Origin of the sequence: Paenibacillus alba (assembly GCF_013204855.1) — a bacterium.
GTDB lineage: Bacteria > Bacillota > Bacilli > Paenibacillales > NBRC-103111 > Paenibacillus_E > Paenibacillus_E alba.
The window spans coordinates 567,241-591,624 of the sequence record NZ_JABMKZ010000002.1 but is presented as its reverse complement, the minus strand read 5'-3'; the positions used below and the strand labels follow the sequence as shown (position 1 = coordinate 591,624).

Sequence of the window (24,384 nt, the reverse complement as noted above, 5' to 3'; positions counted from 1 at the left end):
TTCTTGTCGGACAGTCGCAGCGAGCCGGAAGTGGTGGGAACCGGTACGAATGTCAAGAACGAAGCGGGTCTGGGAAATGGTCTTCCGAAACAAGCAGTAGGGAGATCCGGCATAAGCCGTTATCGTAGGAGTGGTTAAATCAGCAGATTTAACACTTAGAGTGGTACCGCGGGAATGAACAGCTCTCGTCTCTTATTAGAGACGGGGGCTTTTTTGCATCTAAAAATGAAAAAGGGGAGGAAATTTCGATGATTCAGCAGCTTTTAATGAACGAAATCGACCAGCATGTCCAGGCGATACTCCAAGAGTCCGGCATGGAACGTCCGTCCACACTGAACATCTTGACCGAGCATCCAGCTCACCTCGAGCATGGTGACTACAGTTCGAATATTGCGATGCAGTTAGCCAAAATAGTGCACAGAGCCCCCTTGCAAATCGCCCAGGATTTACAAGTGCGTTTGGAGAAGAATGGGCGGGTTCAAGGACTTTTCCGTAAGGTGGAAGCTGTGCAGCCAGGTTTTCTTAACTTTTATCTGGCATGGGATATATGGGCTCAAAGGGCGGAGCAAGCTGCTCATAGCCTTGGCGGAATTGGCAAGAACACGAAGGTGCTGATTGAACATACGTCGATAAACCCGAATAAAGCTGCCCACGTCGGTCATTTGAGAAATTCCTGTATCGGTGATTCGCTTTCACGAATCCTTGCTCACGCGGGTTATGAAGTCGAGGTTCATAACTATATTGATGATCTGGGCAATCAACTGGCCGATACGGTAGTCGGTATCCTTCATACACGAACTGAAGAAAGCTTCGAGCGCTTTGGTGATTTCTGCTGGGAAACGTATGCGAAGATCAATCAAGCTTACAAAAGCCAACCTGAGCTTGCGGAGCAGCGAGCTGTTGTCCTGCATGCTCTGGAAAGCGGAAATTCCAATCTGGCATGGATGGGAAATTTGGTAGCTGAACGTATTGTACGCGAGCAATTGGAGGAAATGAAGCAATTCGGCATTCAGTACGATGTGCTGGTCTGGGAGAGCAGTATTGTCAACGCAGGGTTCTGGGATACGACTTTTGAATTGCTTAGTCAAACAGATATGTTCCACAAGGTGGCAGACGGAAAGTTGGCAGGTTGTTGGGTGCTCAAGAACCGAGAGGATGAGGCGGTTGCAGACCTCGATAACGCAGAGCATCAAGGGGATAAAGTGCTTGTGCGTTCCAATGGAATTTTAACCTATACAGCGAAGGACATCGCTTATCATCTGTGGAAATTTGGACTGCTTTCCAATGATTTTGTCTACAAAAAATGGGGAGAAGGACTGTGGTCAACCTCATCTCAAGGCAGTAAGAAAAAGATCGGACATGCCGATATGGTCATTAATGTCATTGATCATCGCCAGCAATACCCGCAAGAAATGGTAAGGCTAGCCTTGCAAGTGCTGGGTTATGAGGAAGCAGCCAGCCAGCTTAAGCATGTTAGCTATGGCGTCGTGTCTTTGAGCCCGGATACGGCAGCAGGTCTTGGTATTACTATCTCGGATGGCAAAAGCTCCTATGCGATGTCTGGGCGTCAAGGCATCGGAATCAAAGTTGCCGATTTGCTGGATCGTATGGAAAGCGTAATTGAAGTAAAGCGTTCGAAGAAAACGGGCATTTCCAGCCGTACAATTGCAGCGGCATCCATTCGTTATTATTTGCTGAAGTATCAGCTGCAAACGGAAGTGATTTTTGACTTGGATCAGGCGACGGAAGTAACGGGGAATACGGGAGTTTATTTGCTTTATGCCTACAGCAGGGCCAATAGCATCTTGGATAAAGCGAAGAAGGATGCTCGCGTGCAGCATTTGGAGCCTGACTTCAATGTGAATTTGCTGGAGGAGCAGGAGTACCCGTTGTTAAGGCATATCGCTTACTGGCCGGAGACTTTGGCCGCAGCTATTCAACAATTGGCGCCTAGCTTAATTTGTCATTATGCGTTTGAGCTGGCTGCTCTTTTCAACCACTTCTACAGCGCATGCCCGGTTCTGAAGGGCAGTGAGGCGAGCATTCGCCACCGTCTGTGGATTACCCAAATCTACAAACAAACGCTTCATCAAGCACTCGAGCTGTTGGGGATGCCAACCCCAAATCGGCTATAGTGCGCTCGAATCACTGAAGTTCACATCAGAGTTAATCCGGTTTCATCTGTAAAAATACAACAATAGCTTTCTGATCTGAAACAAATGCGGTACAATAAGAATATTCGTGCCAATATGAATGATTCAGGAGGCTTTTACCACAATGACAGAAAAAGATATCGAAACACAAGCGGAAGAAGTAAACGAACAAGATCAGGAACGCGAACAAGCCCAAATCATTATGACTTGGTTTCAACACATTCAAGAAGTAATGAAAGAGCAATTCCCTGAATATGAAGTGGATGGTCAAATCGGAAATAACCCGACTTATGGACCAATGTTTGCTTTTACGCTGAACAAAGATGAGAAGTCCACATCCTGCGGATTTTTCTTGAATGAAATTATGAGAAACTTCCAGACGAATCCGAATGCAGGGCTTTGGCTTTCATCTTTCTTTGTAGATTTGCTTAGAAGTCCTGACAACCATCCGCTGCCGAATCCTCCGCAGACAGAAGACGAAGCGAAGGATTTGCTGGATAAACATATTGTTCCTTACTGTGCTTCAACTGTACGCGAGGAGTTCCCGGATCAGAAGATCTATGTAGACCTGGAGCTTCATGAAGAACATGGCCCTGTTCTTGAAGCAGGTTTCGTAGCCGTCCAGGATGGCAACAATACTTGTGCACTGCCTTTGCAATATTTAATGACGTTATATTTACTAAATCGCGATCCGGCTGAGCCGCTCATTCAAGCGATGTATCGTTTATATGAAGAAAATAATTTAGGTCAATAAGGATTATGAAACAAGGGGCTGTCCAGAAGTAGTTAAACCTACTCGAGGACAGCCCTTTTTGTTTATGCAGATTGTGCGGAAGAGAAAGCCAGCCGCTTGTTATTTATTCAAGCTGCGGTAATCCTCATACGTTCGAATCGTCGGTAGCGATGAGCTTGACGTGAACTTAGCATATTTCATGGCATGTGAAGTATTAAACAGCACAACAGAGTCAGATGGCAGCAGCCAACCGCTGTCACAGAGAGCAAGCAGTCCTGCCCAAGTGGCCGATCCTTCCGGTGACGAGGAGATGCCTTGCGAGCCTAAAGTCTGCGTGGCCTCTGCTATTTGGCTTTTGGACAAGGCGATGGCGGTTCCTCCGCTCTCCGCAATAATAGAAAGAATCAGCGCTAAATCAGGCGGATTCGGCACTCTCATACCTGTCGGATTGGCAATAGCAGTAACTGCCTGAGCAGTTGCAGCTTGATTCAACGCAGCCAAGCCATCCACGATGGGCTGACAGCCTTCTTCCTGTACGCAGACGAACCTTGGCATAGGCCCGTCAATCCAGTGAAGTGCTTTCAACTCGTGATAGGCTTTCCACATGCCAATAATGCCTGAACCGCCGCCGGTGGGATAAATAATAACGTCGGGGAATTTCCAGCTTAGCTGCTCGGCAAGCTCAAGTCCCATCGTTTTTTTGCCTTCAACACGACCAGGCTCTTTCAATGTTCCTACATTGATCCACCCCTGTTCGTGCTTGCCTGCTTCAATTATGGCCGCTGCATCATGGATGAATCCATCCACGAGGTAAGTGGCTGCCCCATAGAGGGGACACTCCTCTATGATGAGCGGCGGGCAATCCAGCGGAATAAAGACAGAAGCTTCTATGCCTGCGTAACCGGCGTAAGCCGCTAAAGCGCTGGCGGCGTTGCCATTGGAAGGAACGGCTGCTTTGGTCCTGCCAGATTCCTTAAGAAGCGAAACAGCAACGGAGAATCCTCGGGATTTGAAGCTTCCTGTTGGATTTTGCTCTTCTCTTTTGAGCCATAGCTGCCCAATGGGCAGCTTCTGCTCCCATGTCTTCAAGCGAACGAGCGGCGTCCAGCCTTCGCCTAGGGTGATGATACAATCGGGGTTGCTCACAGGAAGCAAATCTTTGTATCTCCACATGGATGGGTAGCGTGTCAGTAAATCTTCCTTCTTGAAAGTTCTGCCTATACACTCCAGGTCGTAGTCGACTAACAGTGTTCCTCCACAATCGCATCTCATCTCAACATATCGAAAGGGGAGTTTTGCAGAACAGCGTGAGCAATAAAGACCCAATCGGTTCATCTCCGGGCCTCCTTTATTTGTGATACCGACTCTTTATTCCCGAATGAGAGTTCGAAGATCTATGAAAAGATTTGATTTTACGAAACATAGATTTATCTTTCAGCTTCAAAAACAACTCCAGCATGGGTGTGAAATTAACCTCGATAATCCAAACATTGCCCTTCTTGTCAAACGCCATATCAATTCCCATCGTATCCACCCAGCGATAGGAAGGACCCAATTGTGCAGCGCTTCGTAAAGCGACTTTATCCAATTGAGCAAGGAGATCATTGGCATTGATGCTGCTCAGTTCTGATTTCTTGAGAGCATGTTCCACTGTAACCACCTTCCCACTGCTCATGCGAATATTCGTGACAATGAAGCCGGCTCCGGCGACTTTGGCCAGCTTGCCGGTCACTTGCCAAGGCGATCCTGGACGACGCTGCACCATGACCCGCATATCAAAAGGACGCCCATTCACGGTAGCCAGCGGTATGCGCTGTTGTACAATGTGATTTTTTTTGGCCTTTTTTTTCACAAAAGCAACTAGCTTGGATTTGTCCGTGAAGCTTTTTTTCTTAGCTCCGTCTTGAACTTCATACGTTGCTAGGTCGGTTTGTCTAATTCGGATAACGCCATTGCCGCCATAGCTGCCGGTTGGCTTAACAATGATTTCTCGGTATTTCTTGAGCATACGCGAGAAGGAACTCTCTTTCAGCCAGGCCGTTTCCGGAAGATACATCTTGAGCTCAGAGGATTTGCGGAGAAGCTTGTACTTCGTCCATTTGCTAGTGCTTAAACTACTCATATGGCTTCACCTCTTGCTCAGCGATGATGACATCATGCTCTTCTACTCGAAGGAAGTGATTGTTTTCATCAACGAAAACCACCTGCGGCTTTAATAGACTGATTTCCGTTTCATTCATGAGTCCTAGACTGAGTATGATGACAAGATCGCCAGGTGCGAACAAGTGTGCTGGAGGCCCGTTCAAGCCAATTTTACCGCTGCCCTCAGGCGCAGGAATGGCGTAAGTTTTCCATCTTGTAGCATTGCGAAGGCTTGTAATTTGAACCATTTCATAAGGGTAAATATTCGCTTTTTGCATGAGCAGTCGATCTATCGTAATGCTTCCAACATAATTCAGATCGGCTTCCGTTACTGTCGCGCGGTGGATCTTCCCTTTACACATTAAACGCTGCATAAGCAGTAGCTCCTTTATGATCACATAGGTTGTTCATATCAGCTTATGATAATTTGCTGCCTTCTGGTTTAGGTGTAAACCCTGATTTGATGAAAATAGTTTCGTGTCACGCTCCAATTAATGCTGTGATATACTTAAGAATCATAAGTTGCGACGAAAAAAAGGAGTGAATGGTTCTGTCCGCTATTTTCATAATTGAGCATTTACATAAGAAGCACCCGAATGGCGGTGAAGCGCCTTTGTTTGACCACATTAGCGCGGAAGTATCGCCTCAGGATCGCGTCATCATTCTCGGACCATCCGGTCAGGGCAAGAGTACCTTGCTTCGGGTTATGGCCACGTTAGAAAGCAAAGATGGCGGTCAGCTAATACTTCACGGCAAACAGACAGTTGACTGGGGTCCCACAGAGTGGCGGAAGCGGGTATGTTACGTTCCTCAGCAGCCAACAATGCTGCCTGCAACTATTAAGGATAATCTGGCTATCGTAAGCAAGCTTCATCAGACGACGTTTGATCAACAGGCAGCGGAAAGCTTGATGGATCAAGTAGGGCTTAATGATCTGGATTGGTCTCAGAAAGCGGCAGAATTGTCAGGAGGCCAGAAGCAGCGGGTTCAGCTTGTCCGATCTATGCTGCTGAAGTCCGATATTCTGCTCCTTGATGAGGCTACGTCTGCCCTCGATTCGCAAAGTAAACAGGCGGTAGAAGCCACATTGATGAAATGGCACCATGAACAGGGGAAAGGGATCATTTGGGTCACTCATGAACAGGAGCAAGCTCGTCGAATCGGCAACCGCTTCTGGCATTTGGACAGTGGTGTTTTGGCGGAAGCTCGGATGGAGGACATAGTCGAAAAAACGCCTTCCGAAGATGTTGAGAAGGGGGACGATTCTGCATGTCAACAGTAGCTTTGGGCTTTACGCTGACCTTTGTCATGATTACGATCGCTTTATCGAAATGGCAAAAGCTAGGGCTGGAGAAAGATATTGCGCTAGGTACAATTCGGGGCTCCTTGCAGTTGTTATTTATTGGATACGTCCTCCATTATGTGTTTAAAACAGAAAATATAGCACTCATAGGTATCATCATTGCCATTATGATCTTAATTGCCACACACAACGCAGGCAAGCGTGGCGAGGGTTTGCAAGGTATTCATTGGCGGGTGGCGGCTTCTATTGCCGTAACGGAGGTTTTGACGCTGACGCTGATGCTGGGGCTGGGAATCATTAAGCCAACGACCCAGTTTATTATTCCGATCAGCGGAATGACGATAGGCAGTTCCATGATCGTTTGTGGTTTGTTTTTGAATCAAATGAACCGTGAGGTCGCTTCCTCCAAGGAAGAGATCGAGGCGCTGCTGGCGCTGGGCTCAACCGTAAGACAAGCCATACAGCAGGCGCTGCAGCGCTCTGTGAAGGCCAGCATGATCCCAACGATTGACGGGATGAAGACGGTAGGACTCGTTCAACTGCCTGGCATGATGACGGGCATGATTATCGCTGGCGCCAATCCGGTAGAGGCGGTGCGCTATCAGATTTTGATTTTGTTTGCTTTCACCGCCGCTGCTGCCATCACAAGCATTATTCTCAGCATGCTGAGCTATAAGCTTTGGTTCACTAGGGAAATGACGCTGAAATAGAGCGATATATTTCCCAGGGAATGGCAGGAATCGACAGACAAAAAACCTGTGACCACGCTGGTTCACCCAGTAGCGCCACAGGTTTTTCCTATTCTTGCCTCAAATTAATTTAATCCCGCTAATTAATACCAAGCTTGCAATGATGATTCGCAGCACATGCGTCGGGGCTTTGGTAGACAGCATGCTGCCGATGAGAACTCCAGGAATGGAGCCAATAAGCAGATTGAGTACCAGCGTGTAATTCACATTGCCCATGCTTGCATGCAGGATGCCTGCCGCAGATGCAAGGAAAAATGCGTGCGCAATATCAGTCCCGACAAGCTGGGCCGGATTCATGCGGAAAAAATAGAGCATTGCTATCGCGTACAAAGAGCCGGAACCGATGGACGTGAGTCCAACGATGAAGCCCAGCACGGCTCCGATTGTGATGGTCAATCCGCGCTTTTCTTGCAGGCTCTTCAACTGCCAGCGATTCTCTTTGAGCTTGTGTCCAAAGAATACTTTGAACAAGGTAGCAAAGGCGACCAGAATCAGAACGTAGCCAAGTGCATGCTTGATCATGAGTTCTTGGTTGTCAAAAAACGAATCGAATAATTTCAGGAAGAGAACTGCGACAATAACGCCCGGAATACTGCCCATAGCCAACATTTTGACTAGTTTAAAATCAATCGTTTTCTGCCGCCAATGCTGGATGGTTCCAAAAAGCTTCGTTATGGAATTATAAAGCAGATCTGTGCCAACGGCGATAGAAGGATGAATACCGATCAGAATGAGGATCGGAGTGAGCAGCGAGGCTCCGCCAACGCCAGTTAATCCAACCAAAAAACCAACAAATACCCCCATCAGTAATACACTTAAAGTCATGTTGTCATGTCCCCAATCCGATTACCCACTAAATCAATTGGATTAATTTTATTATATAGAAAAGCATTATGTAAAGAAAAATTTTCAAGTAGATGCTAAAAAGGATTATTTTCTCTCCTCATAAAGTTTCTGTTCATCAAAGAGGGAATCAGGTACAATATGGGAACGTGACTAAAAATGCAAGTAGAGAGGAGCAACTATGAGTAATCGAACAACGGTGATGGTCAGTATTGTTCTGGCAATGCTTGTAGCATCGATGGATACTACAATTGCCAATACGACGATGCCGATTATTGTGAAAGAAATTGGTGGTAATGACCTGTATGCATGGGCATTTACCTCATATATGGTCTTATCTACCGTATTGGCTCCATTAGCTGGCCGATTGTCGGATTTGTTTGGGCGGAAAAGGATTTATGCCGCAGGGATCCTTCTGTTCCTGGGAGGCTCAATTCTATGCGGTCTATCTCAGAGCATGCTTCAATTGATCATTTTCAGGGCTGTTCAAGGGATCGGGGCAGGGGTTATGATGCCGTTTCCATCCATTATTGCCGGCGATATTTATCCAGTCGAGCAAAGGGGCAAAGTTCAGGCTTTTTTTACGGCCATGTGGGGGCTGTCAGCGGTCCTGGCACCATTATTAGGCACATTTTTCGTGACCTATCTGAGCTGGCGCTGGATTTTCTTCGTGAATATTCCAATATGTATCGTATCGCTAATTGCTCTGCAGCCTTATAAAGAAGTGTATCAACCGAAAAAATCGGTGGTCGATTATGGCGGCGCAATCTTGTTCGCAGGAGGAATTTCGCTTCTTTTGCTGACGACGACTGTAGATCGGTACAACGCCCTATTCGGCATAGTAGGGGCATTGCTGATTATTGCCTTTATTTTTTATGAAAAAAGACACACCGCTCCGATTGTTCCATTAAATATTATGCGCAATCGTCCTGTTGCGATCATGATCGCCGGTTCTTTTATCAGCTGTGCGGCTTTGTTCGGAACTTCCAGTTTTCTGCCTCTTTTCTTGCAAAATCAAGGCCATTCGCTCTTTATTAGCGGAATTGCACTTTTGGGAACTTCCATCGGATGGATGGTTGTAGCTGTTCCTTCAGGGAAATGGGTGCTGCGCTACGGCTACAAGCCACTGCTGATTGCAGGCAACTTATTGCTCGTTGTGACCGCTGTAATGCTGTTCTTTTTACGAGAAAGCACCTCATTCTGGTATTCTTTTGGTGCTTTAACGCTTCTGGGGCTTGCCTTCGGATTAATCTTCACCGTGTCCACGATCGGTGCTCAGCAGCTAGTTGAGGCCAATCAAAAAGGCATTTCAACCTCGCTTCAGCTATTTGCCCGGAATATCGGAACAGCGGTCAGCGTTACGATCATGGGAGCAATTTTGACCAAATCAAGCGCTTTTTACACGGGCTTTCATGGAATGTTCGTCTTCGGACTCATCGTGAGTGTCCTCTCGCTTGCCATCCCGTTCGCCATTCGATCAACCTCGAAGCAGACGGCTTAAGAAATGGTAGGAGGAGCTTTCTCTTTTAAAAAGCTAAAAGCCAGAAGCGACAATATCGCGTTCTGGCTTTTTCTTTATGAAACGATTTGTTCTGAGGGCCATTGCAATGTTTTGGTTTTGGATAAATCTCTGAGAAAAGCGGTGAAAATTGGCTTTCCTTCGTGGTGGAATCCTGTAATCGTGATCTCCACCGGAAATTCGCTGCGATCGGCACGGTAGGCTAGCATTTCAAGCCTTTTGCCCATAATGGCATCATCCTGTCGGACGAGTTGACCGAATAAGGAAGCGGCGGCTTGTCCACTTTGATCAAAGGGAAATAGAAAATCCAGCAAGGTTAGACTAAGTGCATATTTCCGTGAGTACCCAAATGTAGCCTCTGCGGCCGGATTGAATTCAATGATCCAACCTCGGCTGTTAAACATCATAATGCAGTCCAGACTAGACGAAAGGATAGATGCTCGGAGCGTGAATTGATTTTGCAGTTTTTGATCTGTTTTCAACGAACTGCTTAAGTTGATGAATAATAGGATTACCGTGCCAAAAGCAACAAACATGGCTAAGAGGAAATTATCCATACTCACCGAGTCTGCTGGGAAGTTGATATTTTTGGCTGGAAAATGGATATCCGCTGCGAGAATTCCGACGAAATGCATGCAGATAAACATCAGGCTCATGAGCAATCCGTTCATGATAATTTTTGGACTCTGTAAATAAGACAAATATAAGGCTAACATACTTGCGCCTACGGAGATGACAATGGAGATCACAAAAGGAACAAGTTTGAAATGAATGACAACGTTTGTGACAGCGCCTAATCCAATGTAATGCATACTGGCAAAGCAGAAACCCATAAAAGTTCCACCAAAGAATAACCTAGGAATTTCCAGCTTTGAACGATACATAACAAAAAAACCGACGAGCGCACCTACGATAGCGATAGCTAAAGAAGTAACGACGGCTTGTACATCATAAGTAATACTCAGTGATAAAGGATGAGCCAAGAAAGCGATAAAATGCATGGACCAGATACCGACTCCTAATGATAATGCACTGCAAGCAATCCATAACTTCTGCTGCCAGGCGGTTGTTGCGGCAATCTTTCGCGTCAGGTTTAAACTTATGAGGGAGGTTATCAGGATTAGGACAAAAGCGAGAAAGATTAAGGCAATAAAATAAGTTTCAATACTCATATCGTGCATGTCCATATCCTCACATTCTATCGGGGCTATCTCTCTCTATTGACACTTGATTATCTAAGCTGTAAGCTGATTTGGAAATTAAAAAAAATAAAAATCAGCACGTATTTTTTATATTATAGAGGTCGGTAAAGTCACCTGTATATAGCGGTAAATGTAGCTTTATGTCTTTCCTTGTCGAAATACACTAAGACTTCACATAGTTTAAAAAGGAGTGCAAATGAGTAAAGTCAAGGGTATACAAGGAATCATTTTTGATATGGACAATACCTTGCTTCAATCGCATATTCAGTTCAAAGCTATGAAAGAGGAAGTTGCCGAACTGCTCATGCAGCAAGGTTATTTAGGAGCCTCATTTTCAATGGAAAATCACACGACTTCAACACTATTAGCCTATGCTCAAAAAGAGGGGGCGCCTCCTAATCTGATCGAAGCTGCACTGCAAATTGCACAAAAACATGAACTTCGCGGGATGGAAGGGGCAGGTTTGGAGCCAGAGGCATTGGAGCTGCTGGATGTGCTGAAAGGTCATTTCAAACTTGTCATTGTGACGAATAATTCCGAGGCAGCAGCGCTGCAAGCCTTAGAAATAACAGGCATTAAGAATTATTTTGATCTTATTGTCGGCAGAGAGCAGATGGATGCAATGAAGCCTGCCCCATCAGGTTATTTGGTTGCCATGAGGTACTTTCCTGAAGTCCCAGCGAAGAGTTGGCTGTCAGTTGGCGATTCTTGGATAGATGGTCAGGCTTCTATGGACGCATATATTCCTTTCATCAGCTATGGTCAAACGACGTATGCAATGGAGGAAAAAGGCGTACAACCTTTCGCTCACATTGACAAGCTGCTGAGTCTGTTAGATTATGTATAGATTAAAAAGATAAAGAGAAAGTAGTGATCCTACATGTTAGTAGATGTGAAATCCAGAATTCAAGAAGACGGCATACAAGAGCTGTTGAGCTATAGCGTGTTTCCAGATCCGGATCGCTTGGAACAAACAATTCAGCAATATAAGGAGGATTTGAACCTTTGGCTCTATGGTTATGAATCCGAAGGTATTTTGGTTGGAATCATTGGGTTTCGAATCAACGACGATCAAGAGATGACCATTACTCATTTGGCTGTTGAGCCTGAGAGTCGAGGCGTTGGATTTGGAAGAGGGATTATCCTCGAAATTATTGAAGACATGCACCCGCTGAGAATCGTGGCAGAGACGGATGAAGAAACCGTCCAATTTTATCGCAATATCGGTTTCGTCATTCGCAGCTTGGGTGAGAAATATCCAGGAGTGGAGCGGTTTATGTGTACCTATGAGGTTGATGGGGATATAGACGAGGAATAGTGGTAGTGAGTGGATACTTAAAGATCGGAGCGTAGCCTCCGGTCTTTTTTTTGTGGAGATTTTGATGTTAAAAAAGGGGGGGGGGCAGCCCTCGGAGTGGGCTGCAACTGGGTGGAAGGAGGCTGAGCCTGCCAAAATAGCAGTCTCAGGATGGGGAAAGCAGCAAACTCTGTCTGAGCCTGCCAAAAAGGCAGGCTCAAGCCTCAAAGGGGGCTGCATCTGGGCGGAAGTCAGCTGAGCCTGCCAAAAAAGCAGTCTCAGGAGGTGGAAAGCAGCTAACGTTGACTGAGCCTGCCGAAAAGGCAGTCTCAGCCCTCGGGGTGGGCTGTAACTGGGCGAAAGGAGGCTGCATCTCCCACGCGGAATACCTCGCGGCTGATAGGTGTGTAGTTGGACGAAGTCCGTTAAGTCTGCGAAGACAGATGCTACTTCGATTACTGTATGAGCCCCCATGACCATAAAGTTGTTGTCATGTTAGGAAACAATTCGCATATATTGTTGTAGGTTATTCTCTTAAAACAAAATTTGAGAGCGCTTTCTGCTTCGCCATTTAAGTGACAAAATTCACAATGATGACAAGCATGAAGTCGCTTATTGTAACAAAGTCTTCATTACAGACAGGAGGGTGCAGAGATGCTGCATATCGTTGTGTGTATTAAGCAGGTACCTGATTCGAGAGAAATTCGGATTGATCCGAAGAACAACACGTTAATCCGGCAGGGCGTTCCCAGCATTGTGAACTTCTATGATATGCATGGGCTGGAAGAAGCGCTGCGTATTAAGGATGAACAAGGAGCAAGGATCACCGTTGTCACGATGGGACCGCCGCCAGCGGAGAAGGGCTTGAAAGAATGCATTTCTCTTGGAGCGGATGAGGCTGTTTTGGTAACAGATCGTGGTTTTGCCGGTGCGGATACGTTAGCTACATCGTATGTGGTTGCACGCACGATCCAGAAAATAGCCGAAACTTGGGGGCCTGTCGATATCGTGTTCTGCGGTAAGCAGACTTTGGATGGAGATACGGGGCAAGTTGGTCCGGGTGTTGCTTGTCGGTTGGATTTGGAACAGTTAACGTATGTGAACAAAGTCGTCAATGTGGATGAAGAGAATCGCAAGGTGCGCGTTCACCGGCTTCTGGAGGATGGGATCGAAGTGGTGGAGACAAGCATGCCGGTGCTCATCACTGCGCTAAAGGAGCTGAATAAAGTTAGGCGAGCTTCGCTGCCAGGCATGGTGCGTGCCGCGAGGTATAAGCCTACCGTGTGGACAACAGCGGATTTCCCTGATCTCGAGCGCGCCAAAATTGGTTTAAAAGGCTCGCCGACCATTGTTGCCAAAACATGGGTACCGGAAATCAAGGCGGTGAAAACCCAGATGCTGGCATCTGACACCCCGGAGGAGACAGCTGCGCTGTTGGCGGATCAGCTATGGACGAAGGAGATTCAAACTTTGCTGGATTGGTCTTCTTAACACTGAGTTAACAAGGTGAATGGATAGAATGGAGGAATTGCGATGGCAAATGAACAAGCATCGGAGCAGTCGGAAGCGGCAATGCCCGATTGGTCCGCATATCGGGGAGTTTTGATCGTGGTGGAGCAGCGCGATGGCGCCGCCAAAAAGGTGTCCTGGCAGCTTCTGGGCGAAGGCAAGAAGCTGGCAGCCAAGCTGGATGCGCCGCTTATGGCGCTCGTAATCGGCGAGGATGTCGCACATCTCGCTGAGGAAGCCGTGCATTACGGCGCAGACCGGGTGTTCCTCTGCGAAGCGCCAGAGCTTCGCACCTATCGGACCCGGCCGTACAGCCGGGTGTGCTTGAAGCTGATCGAGGAAGCGAAGCCGGAGATCGTGCTGTTCGGCGCGACGGCAACGGGGCGCGACCTGGCAGGCGCGATCGCAACGCACCTGCCGACGGGCTTGACGGCCGACACGACGCAGCTCGACGTGGAGCCGCCGCCGTCACGGCTGCTGCTGGCCAGCCGGCCGGCTTTTTCCGAGAAGATGATGGCTACCATCCTCTGCAAGCAATACCGGCCGCAAATGGCGACAGCGCGGGCCGGGGTCTTTCAGGCGCTGCCGAAGGACGCCGCGCGTGAGGGTGAAATCGTGCGCATCGAGGCGACGATGCGCGAGGAAGAGATTGCCGCGCAGGTGCTCGACTTCCTGCGCGAAACGGGCAAGCTAAATCTCGAGGATGCCGAGATTATCGTGGCGGGCGGCCGCGGTTTGGGCGGCCCCGATGCTTTCGGGCTGCTCGCCGAGCTGGCGGATGCGCTCGGCGGCGTCGTGGGCGCATCGCGCGCAGCGGTCGACGCAGGCTGGATCGGGCACGAGCACCAGGTCGGTCAAACCGGTGCGACAGTGAGGCCGAAGCTGTATTTTGCAATCGGCATATCAGGGGCCGTCCAGCATACGGTTGGCATGAGCCATGCCGATGTAGTTGTGGCCATAAACAAAGATGAGAAGGCGCCTATTTTTCAATTTGCTCATTATGGCATAGTGGGTGATATGTTCAAAATTGTGCCAGCGATTACCGAGGAAATCAAGAAACGCCGAACGTTGTTTGGCGTGCAGCTAACCAAAGCCGATAGTGCCACACCTGCCAATGATTCGAACCGTGCGGCAAGCGGAGCTCTTGAAAGGAGTGAAGCCAAATGAATGAGAAATTCAATGCGATTGTTGTTGGAGGAGGACCGGCCGGTGCAGCGGCAGCTTTGACGATGGCAAGAGCTGGTTTATCTGTTGTTCTGCTGGAGAGGGGAGAGTTTCCCGGCGCCAAAAATATATTCGGCGGCGTCCTTTACCGCAAGCAAATCGAGGAGCTTGTGCCCGAGTTTTGGAAAGAGAAAAACTTCCCGATGGAACGCTACATTGTCGAGCAGCGGATTTGGATGATGGGCAAGGAGTCTATGGTCACATTTGGCCATCGCAACGAGGCGTATAAGGAGCCTTTTAACTGTTTTACAGGCTTGCGTGTGAAATTCGATCAGTGGTTTGCGGAGAAGGCCGTGGCTGCCGGAGCTATTCCCATCTATGAAACGGTGGCGCTGGATGTCATTCGGGAGGGCAATCGCGTTGTGGGTGTGCGCACGGATCGGGAGGATGGCGATCTCTACGCCGACGTTGTTGTCATTGCAGATGGCGTCAACTCCTTGCTGGGCAAAGCGATGGGCATTCATAAGGAATGGATGCCGGATGAAGTGTCTCTTGCAGTCAAAGAAGTGATTGCGCTGCCGCGGGAGAAAATCGAGGATCGCTTTGGCCTTGAGGGCGATGAAGGCGTGACAATTGAGTTCATGGGCGAGACTTCGCTCGGTATGGCGGGCATGGGTTTTCTCTATACGAACAAGGAAACGATTTCCTTGGGCGTTGGTGTGATGGTTAATCATTTGCGGGACAAAAAAGTGAAGCCTTACGCTGTTTTAGACGCTGTTAAGCAGCATCCGATGATTCGGAAATTAATTCAGGGCGGTGAAACCAAAGAGTACTCCGGCCATTTGATCCCCGAAGGGGGTTTTCACTCGATTCCGCCATTATCCGGCGATGGCTGGTGCGTGTGCGGGGATGCGGCTCAATTGATCAACTTCGTGCATAGAGAAGGGACCAATTTAGCCATGACCTCGGGCCGCTTAGCAGGTGAAGCCATTGTGGAAGCCAAGGAACGCGGGGATTTCTCCGGTGCTTCTCTCCATGCTTATGATAATAAAATAAAGTCTTCTTTTGTTCATAAGGATTTGCAAAAATACAAGGGAATGCACCAATTCCTGAAGGATCAGGATCCGGAGCTGTTATTCGACAAATTGCCTAGGGCGCTGAATGAAGCGGCTTATAACATGTTTCTTGTGGATGGGATTACAAAAGCAGATAAACAAAAAATGGCCGTAAAACTCATCAAAAATGCGGCTGGCGGAACCGTTAATTTAATGAAGCTGGGTTATAAAGGATGGAGGGCGATGAACGGATGAGCCAATGTGATGTTTCAGATAAGCTGTTTACCATTCGTTACAAATGCGACGATAAATCCCACCTTGTCATTAAAGATACGCAGACATGCCTGAATTGCGTCACCAAAGACTGCAATTTTTTCTGTCCATCCGATGTGTATGAGTGGGAGAAGAAGCTCAAAATCACAACGGTTGCCTACGAGAATTGTATCGAATGCGGAACGTGCCGAATTGCGTGTCCTTCCTACAATATTGATTGGGTTTACCCCAAGGGCGGTTATGGCATGACCTATAAATTTGGTTAAATAATCAAAATGACGGGCAGATCGAACGGAGCTATGGTGCGTTGAAATGAATGCTTTCGCTCTTATGGAGGGAGAATTCATTAATAAGCGCTCGATAGTTCCGTTTCTTTCATTTGTAACCGAAAGCCTGTGGAAACTACATTTCTCCATATGTAGGTGCAAATCCTCCATAGTTTTGTTCGCGGAAGGATAAGATAATAGAGATGAACATAGGAGGGATTTCATGAGTATTTCATTTGAACCAACACAGGGACTGTTTCATTTACAAAATAAGCATATGAGTTATGTCATTCAGCTCATTCATCAGGCGTATCCGGCACACGTGTATTGGGGACGCCCCATCAGATCCGGCCAATTGGGCTCGATCATACAAGATAAGGAAAGATGCTCGTTTCATCCAAATCCGGTAGTCGATGACCGCAAGATTACGTTCGATACGATGCCGCAAGAGTACCCAGCTTACGGAACAAGCGATTATCGGGAACCAGCGTATCAAGTTGCCTTAACGAACGGCTCTACGATTACGGAGCTAGTCTACGAGAACCATCGAATTTACCAAGGCAAGCCTACACTTGAAGGACTTCCTGCAACTTATGTGGAGCAAGAGGAAGAAGCAGAGACACTTGAACTTGCATTGTTCGATAAACTCATCGGTTTAAGAGTGTTCCTATCTTATACGCTTTTCAAAGATCATGCTGCAATAACGAGGTCTGTCCGTTTCGTCAATGAGGGGAACGCTGATTTGAAGCTTCTTCGCGCTTACAGTACGAGTGTAGATTTCTCGCATGGCGATTATGATCTATTGCAGCTTTCTGGTGCATGGGTGAGAGAACGCGAAATGGTCAGAAGACCTCTGGCACCGGGCAAGCTGTCGGTTGAAAGCAGCCGCGGCGCCAGCGGCCATCAACATAATCCATTCGTCGCGCTGCTGTCCAAAGATGCTGGCGAAGACCATGGGGATGTGTATGGGTTTAGCCTGGTATACAGCGGCAACTTCGCGGCGCATGCCGAAGTTGGCCCTTATGGAACTGCGCGTATTTCCATGGGGATCAATTCCTTTGATTTTAGCTGGCTGCTTGAGCCTGGTCAGCATTTTCAAACGCCTGAAGCGGTCATGGTCTATTCCGGTGAAGGGCTGGGGAATATGTCTAGAACGTACCATAGACTGTACCGGACAAGGCTTTGCCGTGGCGAATTCCGTGATCGTACCAGACCTGTGCTTGTGAATAACTGGGAAGCTACGTATTTCCAATTCAATGCGGAGAAAATTGAAAGCATCGCAAGCGCTGGCAAAGAGCTGGGTATCGAGCTATTCGTGCTTGATGATGGCTGGTTTGGCAAACGAGACAGCGATAACAGCTCCTTAGGGGATTGGGTTGTCGATAAAGCGAAACTGCCGAATGGTCTGGAAGATCTCGTTGCCAGAGTGAATGGCATGGGGCTGGAGTTCGGGCTTTGGTTTGAACCGGAAATGGTTTCGCCGAACAGCGACTTATACAGAAAACACCCGGATTGGTGCCTGCATGTACCGGATCGCAGGCGCACGGAAGGGCGTCAGCAATTGATTTTGGATTTCTCGCGTGCGGATGTTTGTGAAGAGATAACAACGATGATTAGAAATATTTTAAAAAGCGCGCCAATTAGCTATATCAAATGGGATATGAACCGGAATATGACAGAAATCGGTTCGGCCGCTCTGCCTCCGGAAAGACAACGCGAGACAGCTCATCGCTATATGCTGGGGCTGTACAGCGTTTTGGAAACCTTAACGGCTGAATTCCCGCACATTTTATTCGAAAGCTGCTCAGGCGGCGGTGGACGATTCGATCCGGGGATGCTGTATTACATGCCGCAAACATGGACGAGCGATAATTCCGATGCCATCTCCCGATTGAAAATTCAATATGGGACAAGCATTGTTTACCCGATTAGTTCGATGGGCGCTCACGTTTCAGCCGTTCCTAATCATCAAGTGCATCGTGACACGTCGCTGGAAATGCGCGGAAATGTTGCGATGTCCGGCAACTTCGGCTACGAGCTAGATCTGACTGTCTTCTCGGACGAAGAAAAAGAAATCGTCAAAAAGCAAATTGCCGATTACAAACAGATTCGACCGCTCGTGCAATTTGGCGACATGTACCGTTTGCTTAGCCCCTTCGAGGGCAATGAAACGGCTTGGATGATTGTATCCGAGGATAAAACCCAAGCGATGGTCGCCTATTTCCGCGTCCTCGCCATACCGAATGATGCGATCAAAACTCTCCGCCTCAAAGGACTTAACCCCGACTTTGATTATCAAGTCGCAGGTTTGCAAGGCGAATACCCCGGCGATCACCTTCTCTACGTCGGTCTGCCCGTTGCTGGGCTTCACGGGGATTTCCAAAGCAAAATTTGGCTGCTTGAACGCAGCAGCGCCGAATAAAATCTGTTCAACCCAATCAAGCGCAATCCTACTTAGATCAAGTGGGGTTGCGCTTTTTGTAGATACCACAGAAAAGCCCGTTCTGCACAGTGGAAAGCAGAGTGTTTAAATTTGCTTCTATCTGTTATATGATATTGGCATTAATATCTGACTTTTACCTTGGAAGGGAGATTAACGACGCATGCTGCAGAGACCTGATCAAGAAGAATACAACTCTTATTTTGAAACGTATATCAGCCAAGTTCCGGAAGGGGACTATCATTCCTTTTTACAAAATCAATTGGATACAATCATTGCCTTATTTGCTGAAATGAGCGAGGAGAAGGCGCTCTTGCGTTATGCTCCGGACAAATGGAGCTTGAAAGAGCTATTGATCCATATTACCGATACAGAGCGCATTATGAGCTATCGGATGCTGCGTATCGCACGTGGGGATACAACGAGTTTGCCGGGGTTTGATCAAGATATCTTTATTGCGAACACTAATTTTGATGTGCTCTCCATCCGTGATTTGCTCCAAGACTTTCAGGCTGTTCGGCAAGCCACTTTCACTTTGTTGACTACGATCGCGGAATCCGCTTGGGAGCGTCGAGGTGTTTCTAGCGATCATCCGATCTCAGCAAGAGCGCTTGCCTACATTATTGCAGGGCATGCGCAGCATCACCTCAATGTTGTTCATACACGATATTTGCAAGCTTAATCGCCAACAAAATAAACAGACCTCCAATGCCACTTGTTAGAAAGTGGTGGTGGAGGTCTGTTTGTCGTTCACCATGATGCTAGTAAAGCGACAACGCGAGCGAGTCGCGTTCGTTAAAAGAGTGCAGAATTGCTTCACAACCAACGATTTCAATGCTAATGATAGAATCCAAGCATTTCTTGATGGTAGCTCTTCCTTTGCTAACCTTTGCTTCAAGCGCAGATTTCAATAAGTTGAACTTCTTTTTATTTTTCTCATCGGAGTAGACAGGCACGGGTTTGTTATGAATCGTAATAAACATTTTCATAGTTTTCACCATCCTAGGAATTGGTTATAGTTTTAGCATATAGGATTATTATTAATTTAACCTTAAAATAGTTTTACAATTTTGAAACAAAATGTTGATTTTCATAGAAATTGTAGATAACTATTCTAGAAACCCTCAATTTCAGACTATGTATTCTGTAATCTTTTTCCTGCTACTATAATATACGAATGAGAGAGCAGAAATGTTTCATTCCAATGGTCAATCTGCATGAAGATTTTGTGAATATTTTTTAAAAATGTATCGGTTAAGGAGATTTTTGGCGAAATAGCTTAGGCGATGTGCCAAATCGTTGTTTGAACGCTCTATGGAAATAAGCGTAGCTGCCGAAGCCGCAGCTTAGCGCAATTTGTTCCAGAGACAATGATCTGTCATGCATCCGTTCCACAGCAATGGATAACCGAACTTCGAGCGAGTATTGGATCATCGTTTTGCCGAAGCATTCTTTGAACAAATGAACGGCGCGCGAGACGCTCAGATCAACATGATTGGCGACATCATCAACTTTGAACGTAGCTGTGGCATGGGCTTCAATAAATCTTTTCATACGAGTGCCGGTGAAAGGGCGTCCCTGCAAGGAGACCGTTTCCGTTGCTGCGCGTTCTACATAGAGGCATAAGGCTTGCAGCAAATAACCGCTGAGCTCATTATTTTCTTCTTCCATTCTGCGTTTCTCCAGAATTAACTGCCGCCAGAGAGAGATGAGTCTGGCATCCAGATCAATGCGTGTGCAGGATTGCTTCTTGCTGCGTTTCCACCATGCGTCAATCCATGTGCCTCGGCAAAATAAATAATAATCGCCGCTGGCAATTTTATGATCCGGCTGTGCGGTATCGTGTTCGATTCGCAGCTCATAGGGATCTCCCGGTTGAAAAAGGAGCAAATGGCCCGCTTCGATTCGCTTGAATTTTCCATCTACGAAAGCTTCGCAAGTGCCTTCGGACTGCAATCGAAACAGATAATGATTAAGTCCGGACTTGTTGCTCGCATTAAACGGCTCCATATGAAAGGAATAGCCGCAAGTGATAAGTTCTGATTCCATGTTATTCACCTTTCATAGCCAAATAGGAGATGTTTTGATTATATCGTGAATGGTCATAATAGGCTATGATCCATTATACTATGTACATAGGCTTGATTCATTAAAATAGGATAAAGAGAAAAGAGGAGAACAAATGGGACGTTTAGGCATTGGTCTGCAATTGTATACACTTCGTGATGATATGGCGAATGACTTTGAAGGAACACTTCGCCATGTTGCGAAATTAGGATATGAAGGTGTTGAGTTTGCGGGTTATTACGACAAATCATCTGATGAAGTAAAAGCACTTCTCGATGAGCTTGGCTTGAAAGCTTTCGGCAGCCATGTGAGTCTCGAAAGATTCCGTACGAATTTGCAAGGGGAAATTGATTTCTTGCACACAATTGGTGCTAAATACGCGATTTGTCCGTATGTTGGCGCTGAAGAGCGTGAATCTGCCGACCAATGGAAAGCTTTGATAGCTGAGTGTGAAGCGATTGCAGTAGAAGTCAACAAACAAGGCTTGCAGTTCTTATATCATAATCATGATTTCGAATTTCATCATAAAGTGAACGACGAGTTCGTTTTCGATGCGATGTTTGCCAAAACAGGTGAAAATGCGATTAACGTTGAGATGGACGTATGTTGGGTACAATTCGCTGGGCAAGATCCGCTTGCTTACATTGCCAAATATGCGGGGCGTTTACCGCTTGTCCATTTTAAAGATTTCACCAAGGATGCTGAAGGCAAGCTAGTTACGCTTGAGCTTGGTCTTGGCGATGTTCCTTTGCAGGAAGTGATCAAAGCAGCGGAGAAAGCTGGTGTTGAATGGCTTGTCGTAGAGCAGGATAATTGCCAGAAACCGCCGCTTACCAGCATTGAGAACAGCTTGAACTGGGTAAAAGAGCATTACACGAACGTTACTAATTAATCAGCCCAAAGGAGCAATAATGACAATGAGCAAAATTAAAGTAGCCGTAGTTGGTTGCGGTTCTATTTCTAAACATAGACATATCCCGGAATATGCTTGGAACGCCAATGTGGAGCTAGTCGCTTTCGTAGATCCGATCCTGGAGAGAGCTGAGCATTATGCTCAGCTGCACGGTGGTAAAGCTTATAGCAGTTATGAAGACATGCTGAAGAATGAGAAGGTCGACGCTGTCAGCGTATGTACACCTAACTATCTTCACGCAGAAGTATCCATCGCCGCGGCAAATGCCGGTGCGCACGTATTGGTGGAGAAGCCAATGGCGGCCACAGCCGAAGAAGCAGAAGCGATGATTGCCGCTGCGAAGAAAAATGGCGTTTTCCTCATGGTGGGTCATAACCAACGTTTGATGCCTCCACATGTGAAAGCCAAAGAAATTCTTGCCTCTGGCAAGCTGGGCAAAGTGCTTACATTCCGCACTTCCTTTGGCCACCCAGGTCCGGAAGGCTGGAGCGTTGATGGCCGCGAGAGCTGGTTCTTCCGCAAGGAAGAAGCGGTCATGGGAGCTATGGGCGATCTAGGCGTACATAAGTCTGATTTGATCCGTTGGCTGCTGGATGACGAGGTTGCTCAAGTAGCAGCTTTCGTGGGTACGATCCACAAAGAGGGAACCGATGTTGATGACAACGCGACTTGCTTGCTGCGCATGAAGAGCGGGGCTACAGGCTCTTTGGTTGCTAGCTGGACGTATTACAAAGGTCAAGACAACTCGACTGTCCTTTGGTGCGAGAACGGTGTTATCAAAATCGATACAGATCCTAACGATCAAGTGATCGTTGAACTTCGTGACGGTACTGTTGAGCGTTATAAGTTAGGACAAATCGCAACGAACGAAAAACAAACGCACAGCGGCGTTATAGATGAATTCGTTACAAGCATTCTGGAAGGCAAAAGCCCGCGCATTTCCGGCGAAGAAGGTCTTCGCTCCCTGAACGTCATTCTGGCTGCTTTCGAATCCGAAGCAACAGGCAAAGTCATTTCCTTATAGTGAATGCCCTTAACCCCATTTCTGAAAAGCCTGCGTATGTGCAGGCTTTTTCGAATCAAATCGTTTGAAACAAGAGAAAGCCTGCGATTATGCAGGCTTTTTAAGTTTTTCCATCCTGAAATCGCAAAAAGGTCGCCAAAGGATGCACAATTGCAGGCTTTTCAAGATTTAGCCTGATTTGAAGACGAAAAGGATGTATAATCGCAGGAATTAATAATAATGGTTAGGCGTTTCTTTTTTTCTTGTCGTTTCTAAACAAATGTGTTAAAGTTTTATTGTTCGATAATATTCGAACTATAAAAGGAGGTGCTTCATAATGACAACGGATAAGGTTTCACCAATAAAGGAAGCTCAAGAACAGGAGGTCATGAGAGAAAGACTTGTTCTGGGCTTGTGGAGCGTTGCGGTCATGCTGATCACGATGAATACAACGATGTTTAATGTTGCATTGCCACAGATTATGAAGCAGTTCTCCTTATCCTCAACAACTGCCTCGTGGATTGTCACGGGATACTCGATTGTTTTTGCGATATCATCGATAACTTTTAGTCGGTTGTCCGATTATTTGCCAATTCGCAGACTATTAACGATAGGGATTATTTTCTTGGGCGTTGGCTCGTTTCTAGGCATGTTCAGTCATCATTTTCTGATGTTGTTTGCTTCTAGAATTTTGCAAGCGATCGGAGCAGGGTCAGGAATCTCTCTAGGCGTTATGTTGGTCACTCGCTATATTCCGATGAGTAGACGAGGCCGCTCAATGTCAACCATCATTTCAACGGCCACGTTCGGTATGGGCTTAGGCCCTGTCTTGGGAGGTGTGATTACGCAGTATTGGGGATGGAATGGCCTTTTCCTCGTCACGGGGTTCATTGTGCTGGTACTTCCCTTTCTGGTCCGCTTGCTGCCTAAGGAAGAAGCCGAACACGTTCGATTTGATTTCGCTGGTGCGATTTCCATCGGCGTTGGTGTAACGGGTCTTTTATTATTTATGACAACGAACTCCATTTATGCGCTTGTCGCGGGAGTCGTCTTCCTCTTTGCTTTTTGGTACAGAATCAAAAGTGCGAAAGGCCCTTTTGTTCAGCCAGAGCTGCTAAGAAATATGCCTTATATGCTGCTGAGTTTCATGGTCTTTGCCGCATTTGCCGCGCACTTCGCGACACTGTTCCTAATGCCGCTAATGCTTAGTCGACTATTTGGTTTAAGCTCCGTCTACACAGGACTGATCATTTTCCCAGGAGCTATGCTGTCGGCGTTATTTTCAAATGTGGTAGGCCGCATGATTGATAGGTATGGCAACCATCTGATTTTGCGTACAGGAAGTATTCTGATGCTGCTAGGAGCTGTGCTGTTCGGTTTATTCAGCTCCTTATCGCCAATCGCCATTTTAATCGTGTATATTCCTCTAAGCCTTGGCGTTACGATGCTTACCACCAGTGTGTCTAACGAAATGTCACGCATACTGCCAAAGGAACAAATTGGCGCAGGTATGGGGCTCTCACAGCTTATACAATTCGTTGGAGGCGCCTTTGGTGTGGCGCTGAGCGGGAAGAGCATCGTTTGGCAAAAGTCCATTCCAATGGGGGATGTATTTACACATATTTATTGGGGTGTAGCCACAATGGTATTGCTGGCTGGCATCAGCTATCTCCTATACCGGGCCAGACAGCTTTCTAGACTTTCGCTTGCGGCCAAATAAAAGACAACAGAAACCCCCTTCCTCAGAAGATGA

24 protein-coding genes and 1 other annotated feature (1 of these 25 only partly in view) are annotated in these 24,384 nt (G+C 47.0%); of the genes, 17 read left to right on the top strand and 7 right to left on the bottom strand.

Going from position 1 to position 24,384, the window contains the following annotated elements; translation table 11 throughout:
* Nucleotides 1-196 (top strand) — a binding site (T-box leader); it begins 25 nt to the left of the window's first position.
* A gap of 52 nt (nt 197-248) precedes the next feature.
* Together HQN90_RS02965 and HQN90_RS02960 are read left to right on the top strand one after the other, a co-directional pair.
* Nucleotides 249-2,135 carry an arginine--tRNA ligase gene (locus tag HQN90_RS02965; protein WP_173216227.1) on the top strand — a complete coding sequence of 629 codons (1,887 nt, stop codon included), beginning with the start codon at nt 249-251 and terminating at the stop codon, nt 2,133-2,135.
* Between the two features lie 142 nt (nt 2,136-2,277).
* Nucleotides 2,278-2,907, top strand: a complete 630-nt coding sequence (locus HQN90_RS02960) for a hypothetical protein (protein WP_079409484.1) — start codon at nt 2,278-2,280, stop codon at nt 2,905-2,907.
* 99 nt (nt 2,908-3,006) lie between these two features.
* Here HQN90_RS02960 and HQN90_RS02955 read toward each other — a convergent pair whose 3' ends face one another.
* The 3 genes from HQN90_RS02955 to panD are packed head-to-tail and all read right to left on the bottom strand — an operon-like array spanning nt 3,007 to nt 5,402.
* Entirely contained in the window at nt 3,007-4,221 is a 1,215-nt protein-coding gene (locus HQN90_RS02955) for a threonine synthase (protein WP_173216225.1), read from the bottom strand.
* Nucleotides 4,222-4,234: 13 nt separating this feature from the next.
* The gene (locus HQN90_RS02950) at nt 4,235-5,008 is read right to left on the bottom strand and encodes a YheC/YheD family protein (RefSeq protein WP_173216223.1); all 774 of its coding nucleotides are present in this window, start codon (nt 5,006-5,008) and stop codon (nt 4,235-4,237) included.
* The gene (gene panD / locus HQN90_RS02945) at nt 5,001-5,402 is read right to left on the bottom strand and encodes an aspartate 1-decarboxylase (protein WP_173216221.1); all 402 of its coding nucleotides are present in this window, start codon (nt 5,400-5,402) and stop codon (nt 5,001-5,003) included. Before panD ends, HQN90_RS02950 begins: the two co-directional genes overlap by 8 nt.
* Before the next feature lie 170 nt (nt 5,403-5,572).
* Between panD and HQN90_RS02940 the strand changes: the two genes are divergently transcribed.
* Nucleotides 5,573-6,310, top strand: a complete 738-nt coding sequence (locus HQN90_RS02940; RefSeq protein ID WP_173216219.1) for an ABC transporter ATP-binding protein — start codon at nt 5,573-5,575, stop codon at nt 6,308-6,310.
* On the top strand, nt 6,298-7,041 hold the full coding sequence (locus HQN90_RS02935) for an ABC transporter permease (protein ID WP_173216216.1): 744 nt from the start codon (nt 6,298-6,300) through the stop codon (nt 7,039-7,041). Before HQN90_RS02940 ends, HQN90_RS02935 begins: the two co-directional genes overlap by 13 nt.
* 99 nt (nt 7,042-7,140) lie before the next feature.
* Here the strand turns inward: HQN90_RS02935 and HQN90_RS02930 are convergent, their stop codons facing one another.
* On the bottom strand, nt 7,141-7,905 hold the full coding sequence (locus tag HQN90_RS02930) for a sulfite exporter TauE/SafE family protein (protein WP_173216214.1): 765 nt from the start codon (nt 7,903-7,905) through the stop codon (nt 7,141-7,143).
* 199 nt (nt 7,906-8,104) lie between these two features.
* Between HQN90_RS02930 and HQN90_RS02925 the strand changes: the two genes are divergently transcribed.
* A complete protein-coding gene (locus HQN90_RS02925) occupies nt 8,105-9,424 on the top strand; it encodes an MFS transporter (protein WP_173216212.1) in 1,320 nt (439 codons plus the stop codon).
* A gap of 74 nt (nt 9,425-9,498) precedes the next feature.
* Here HQN90_RS02925 and HQN90_RS02920 read toward each other — a convergent pair whose 3' ends face one another.
* Nucleotides 9,499-10,623 (bottom strand): MHYT domain-containing protein, encoded by a 1,125-nt coding sequence (locus tag HQN90_RS02920; protein ID WP_173216210.1) that lies wholly within the window; start codon nt 10,621-10,623, stop codon nt 9,499-9,501.
* A gap of 217 nt (nt 10,624-10,840) precedes the next feature.
* Between HQN90_RS02920 and HQN90_RS02915 the strand changes: the two genes are divergently transcribed.
* The 9 genes from HQN90_RS02915 to HQN90_RS02875 all read left to right on the top strand — a co-directional run bounded on the left by HQN90_RS02915 (nt 10,841) and on the right by HQN90_RS02875 (nt 19,330).
* On the top strand, nt 10,841-11,491 hold the full coding sequence (locus HQN90_RS02915; protein ID WP_173216208.1) for an HAD family hydrolase: 651 nt from the start codon (nt 10,841-10,843) through the stop codon (nt 11,489-11,491).
* Between the two features lie 33 nt (nt 11,492-11,524).
* Nucleotides 11,525-11,962: a GNAT family N-acetyltransferase gene (locus tag HQN90_RS02910; protein ID WP_173216206.1), complete on the top strand. Its 438-nt coding sequence runs from the start codon at nt 11,525-11,527 to the stop codon at nt 11,960-11,962.
* A gap of 64 nt (nt 11,963-12,026) precedes the next feature.
* On the top strand, nt 12,027-12,200 hold the full coding sequence (locus HQN90_RS02905) for a hypothetical protein (RefSeq protein ID WP_173216204.1): 174 nt from the start codon (nt 12,027-12,029) through the stop codon (nt 12,198-12,200).
* A 395-nt stretch (nt 12,201-12,595) separates the two neighbouring features.
* On the top strand, nt 12,596-13,432 hold the full coding sequence (locus HQN90_RS02900) for an electron transfer flavoprotein subunit beta/FixA family protein (RefSeq protein WP_173216202.1): 837 nt from the start codon (nt 12,596-12,598) through the stop codon (nt 13,430-13,432).
* A gap of 42 nt (nt 13,433-13,474) precedes the next feature.
* A complete protein-coding gene (locus HQN90_RS02895) occupies nt 13,475-14,617 on the top strand; it encodes an electron transfer flavoprotein subunit alpha/FixB family protein (protein ID WP_173216200.1) in 1,143 nt (380 codons plus the stop codon).
* Nucleotides 14,614-15,924 (top strand): FAD-dependent oxidoreductase, encoded by a 1,311-nt coding sequence (locus tag HQN90_RS02890; RefSeq protein WP_079409497.1) that lies wholly within the window; start codon nt 14,614-14,616, stop codon nt 15,922-15,924. Before HQN90_RS02895 ends, HQN90_RS02890 begins: the two co-directional genes overlap by 4 nt.
* Nucleotides 15,921-16,208, top strand: a complete 288-nt coding sequence (locus HQN90_RS02885; protein ID WP_244208883.1) for a ferredoxin family protein — start codon at nt 15,921-15,923, stop codon at nt 16,206-16,208. The genes HQN90_RS02890 and HQN90_RS02885 overlap by 4 nt, the downstream gene beginning before the upstream one ends.
* Nucleotides 16,209-16,431: 223 nt before the next feature.
* A complete protein-coding gene (locus tag HQN90_RS02880; RefSeq protein WP_173216198.1) occupies nt 16,432-18,630 on the top strand; it encodes an alpha-galactosidase in 2,199 nt (732 codons plus the stop codon).
* Nucleotides 18,631-18,811: 181 nt separating this feature from the next.
* Nucleotides 18,812-19,330, top strand: a complete 519-nt coding sequence (locus tag HQN90_RS02875; RefSeq protein WP_173216196.1) for a DinB family protein — start codon at nt 18,812-18,814, stop codon at nt 19,328-19,330.
* Between the two features lie 79 nt (nt 19,331-19,409).
* Here the strand turns inward: HQN90_RS02875 and HQN90_RS02870 are convergent, their stop codons facing one another.
* A complete protein-coding gene (locus tag HQN90_RS02870; RefSeq protein ID WP_079409501.1) occupies nt 19,410-19,637 on the bottom strand; it encodes a 3-dehydroquinate dehydratase in 228 nt (75 codons plus the stop codon).
* A 265-nt stretch (nt 19,638-19,902) separates the two neighbouring features.
* The gene (locus tag HQN90_RS02865; protein ID WP_173216194.1) at nt 19,903-20,697 is read right to left on the bottom strand and encodes a helix-turn-helix domain-containing protein; all 795 of its coding nucleotides are present in this window, start codon (nt 20,695-20,697) and stop codon (nt 19,903-19,905) included.
* Between the two features lie 133 nt (nt 20,698-20,830).
* Between HQN90_RS02865 and HQN90_RS02860 the strand changes: the two genes are divergently transcribed.
* From HQN90_RS02860 to HQN90_RS02850, 3 genes are all read left to right on the top strand, one after another.
* On the top strand, nt 20,831-21,607 hold the full coding sequence (locus HQN90_RS02860; RefSeq protein WP_173216192.1) for a sugar phosphate isomerase/epimerase family protein: 777 nt from the start codon (nt 20,831-20,833) through the stop codon (nt 21,605-21,607).
* 25 nt (nt 21,608-21,632) lie between these two features.
* Nucleotides 21,633-22,652 carry a Gfo/Idh/MocA family protein gene (locus HQN90_RS02855; protein ID WP_173216191.1) on the top strand — a complete coding sequence of 340 codons (1,020 nt, stop codon included), beginning with the start codon at nt 21,633-21,635 and terminating at the stop codon, nt 22,650-22,652.
* Nucleotides 22,653-22,968: 316 nt separating this feature from the next.
* Nucleotides 22,969-24,351 (top strand): MFS transporter, encoded by a 1,383-nt coding sequence (locus HQN90_RS02850; RefSeq protein WP_246362009.1) that lies wholly within the window; start codon nt 22,969-22,971, stop codon nt 24,349-24,351.
* The last annotated feature ends 33 nt before the right edge of the window (nt 24,352-24,384 follow it).

Excerpts from the sequence above, each read along its gene's own strand:
- HQN90_RS02965 (WP_173216227.1), top strand. The coding sequence starts at position 249 with ATGATTCAGCAGCTTTTAATGAACGAAATCGACCAGCATGTCCAGGCG.
- HQN90_RS02960 (WP_079409484.1), top strand. The coding sequence starts at position 2,278 with ATGACAGAAAAAGATATCGAAACACAAGCGGAAGAAGTAAACGAACAA.
- HQN90_RS02955 (WP_173216225.1), bottom strand. The coding sequence starts at position 4,221 with ATGAACCGATTGGGTCTTTATTGCTCACGCTGTTCTGCAAAACTCCCC.
- HQN90_RS02950 (WP_173216223.1), bottom strand. The coding sequence starts at position 5,008 with ATGAGTAGTTTAAGCACTAGCAAATGGACGAAGTACAAGCTTCTCCGC.
- panD (WP_173216221.1), bottom strand. The coding sequence starts at position 5,402 with ATGCAGCGTTTAATGTGTAAAGGGAAGATCCACCGCGCGACAGTAACG.
- HQN90_RS02940 (WP_173216219.1), top strand. The coding sequence starts at position 5,573 with ATGGTTCTGTCCGCTATTTTCATAATTGAGCATTTACATAAGAAGCAC.
- HQN90_RS02935 (WP_173216216.1), top strand. The coding sequence starts at position 6,298 with ATGTCAACAGTAGCTTTGGGCTTTACGCTGACCTTTGTCATGATTACG.
- HQN90_RS02930 (WP_173216214.1), bottom strand. The coding sequence starts at position 7,905 with ATGACTTTAAGTGTATTACTGATGGGGGTATTTGTTGGTTTTTTGGTT.
- HQN90_RS02925 (WP_173216212.1), top strand. The coding sequence starts at position 8,105 with ATGAGTAATCGAACAACGGTGATGGTCAGTATTGTTCTGGCAATGCTT.
- HQN90_RS02920 (WP_173216210.1), bottom strand. The coding sequence starts at position 10,623 with ATGCACGATATGAGTATTGAAACTTATTTTATTGCCTTAATCTTTCTC.
- HQN90_RS02915 (WP_173216208.1), top strand. The coding sequence starts at position 10,841 with ATGAGTAAAGTCAAGGGTATACAAGGAATCATTTTTGATATGGACAAT.
- HQN90_RS02910 (WP_173216206.1), top strand. The coding sequence starts at position 11,525 with ATGTTAGTAGATGTGAAATCCAGAATTCAAGAAGACGGCATACAAGAG.
- HQN90_RS02905 (WP_173216204.1), top strand. The coding sequence starts at position 12,027 with ATGTTAAAAAAGGGGGGGGGGCAGCCCTCGGAGTGGGCTGCAACTGGG.
- HQN90_RS02900 (WP_173216202.1), top strand. The coding sequence starts at position 12,596 with ATGCTGCATATCGTTGTGTGTATTAAGCAGGTACCTGATTCGAGAGAA.
- HQN90_RS02895 (WP_173216200.1), top strand. The coding sequence starts at position 13,475 with ATGGCAAATGAACAAGCATCGGAGCAGTCGGAAGCGGCAATGCCCGAT.
- HQN90_RS02890 (WP_079409497.1), top strand. The coding sequence starts at position 14,614 with ATGAATGAGAAATTCAATGCGATTGTTGTTGGAGGAGGACCGGCCGGT.
- HQN90_RS02885 (WP_244208883.1), top strand. The coding sequence starts at position 15,921 with ATGAGCCAATGTGATGTTTCAGATAAGCTGTTTACCATTCGTTACAAA.
- HQN90_RS02880 (WP_173216198.1), top strand. The coding sequence starts at position 16,432 with ATGAGTATTTCATTTGAACCAACACAGGGACTGTTTCATTTACAAAAT.
- HQN90_RS02875 (WP_173216196.1), top strand. The coding sequence starts at position 18,812 with ATGCTGCAGAGACCTGATCAAGAAGAATACAACTCTTATTTTGAAACG.
- HQN90_RS02870 (WP_079409501.1), bottom strand. The coding sequence starts at position 19,637 with ATGAAAATGTTTATTACGATTCATAACAAACCCGTGCCTGTCTACTCC.
- HQN90_RS02865 (WP_173216194.1), bottom strand. The coding sequence starts at position 20,697 with ATGGAATCAGAACTTATCACTTGCGGCTATTCCTTTCATATGGAGCCG.
- HQN90_RS02860 (WP_173216192.1), top strand. The coding sequence starts at position 20,831 with ATGGGACGTTTAGGCATTGGTCTGCAATTGTATACACTTCGTGATGAT.
- HQN90_RS02855 (WP_173216191.1), top strand. The coding sequence starts at position 21,633 with ATGAGCAAAATTAAAGTAGCCGTAGTTGGTTGCGGTTCTATTTCTAAA.
- HQN90_RS02850 (WP_246362009.1), top strand. The coding sequence starts at position 22,969 with ATGACAACGGATAAGGTTTCACCAATAAAGGAAGCTCAAGAACAGGAG.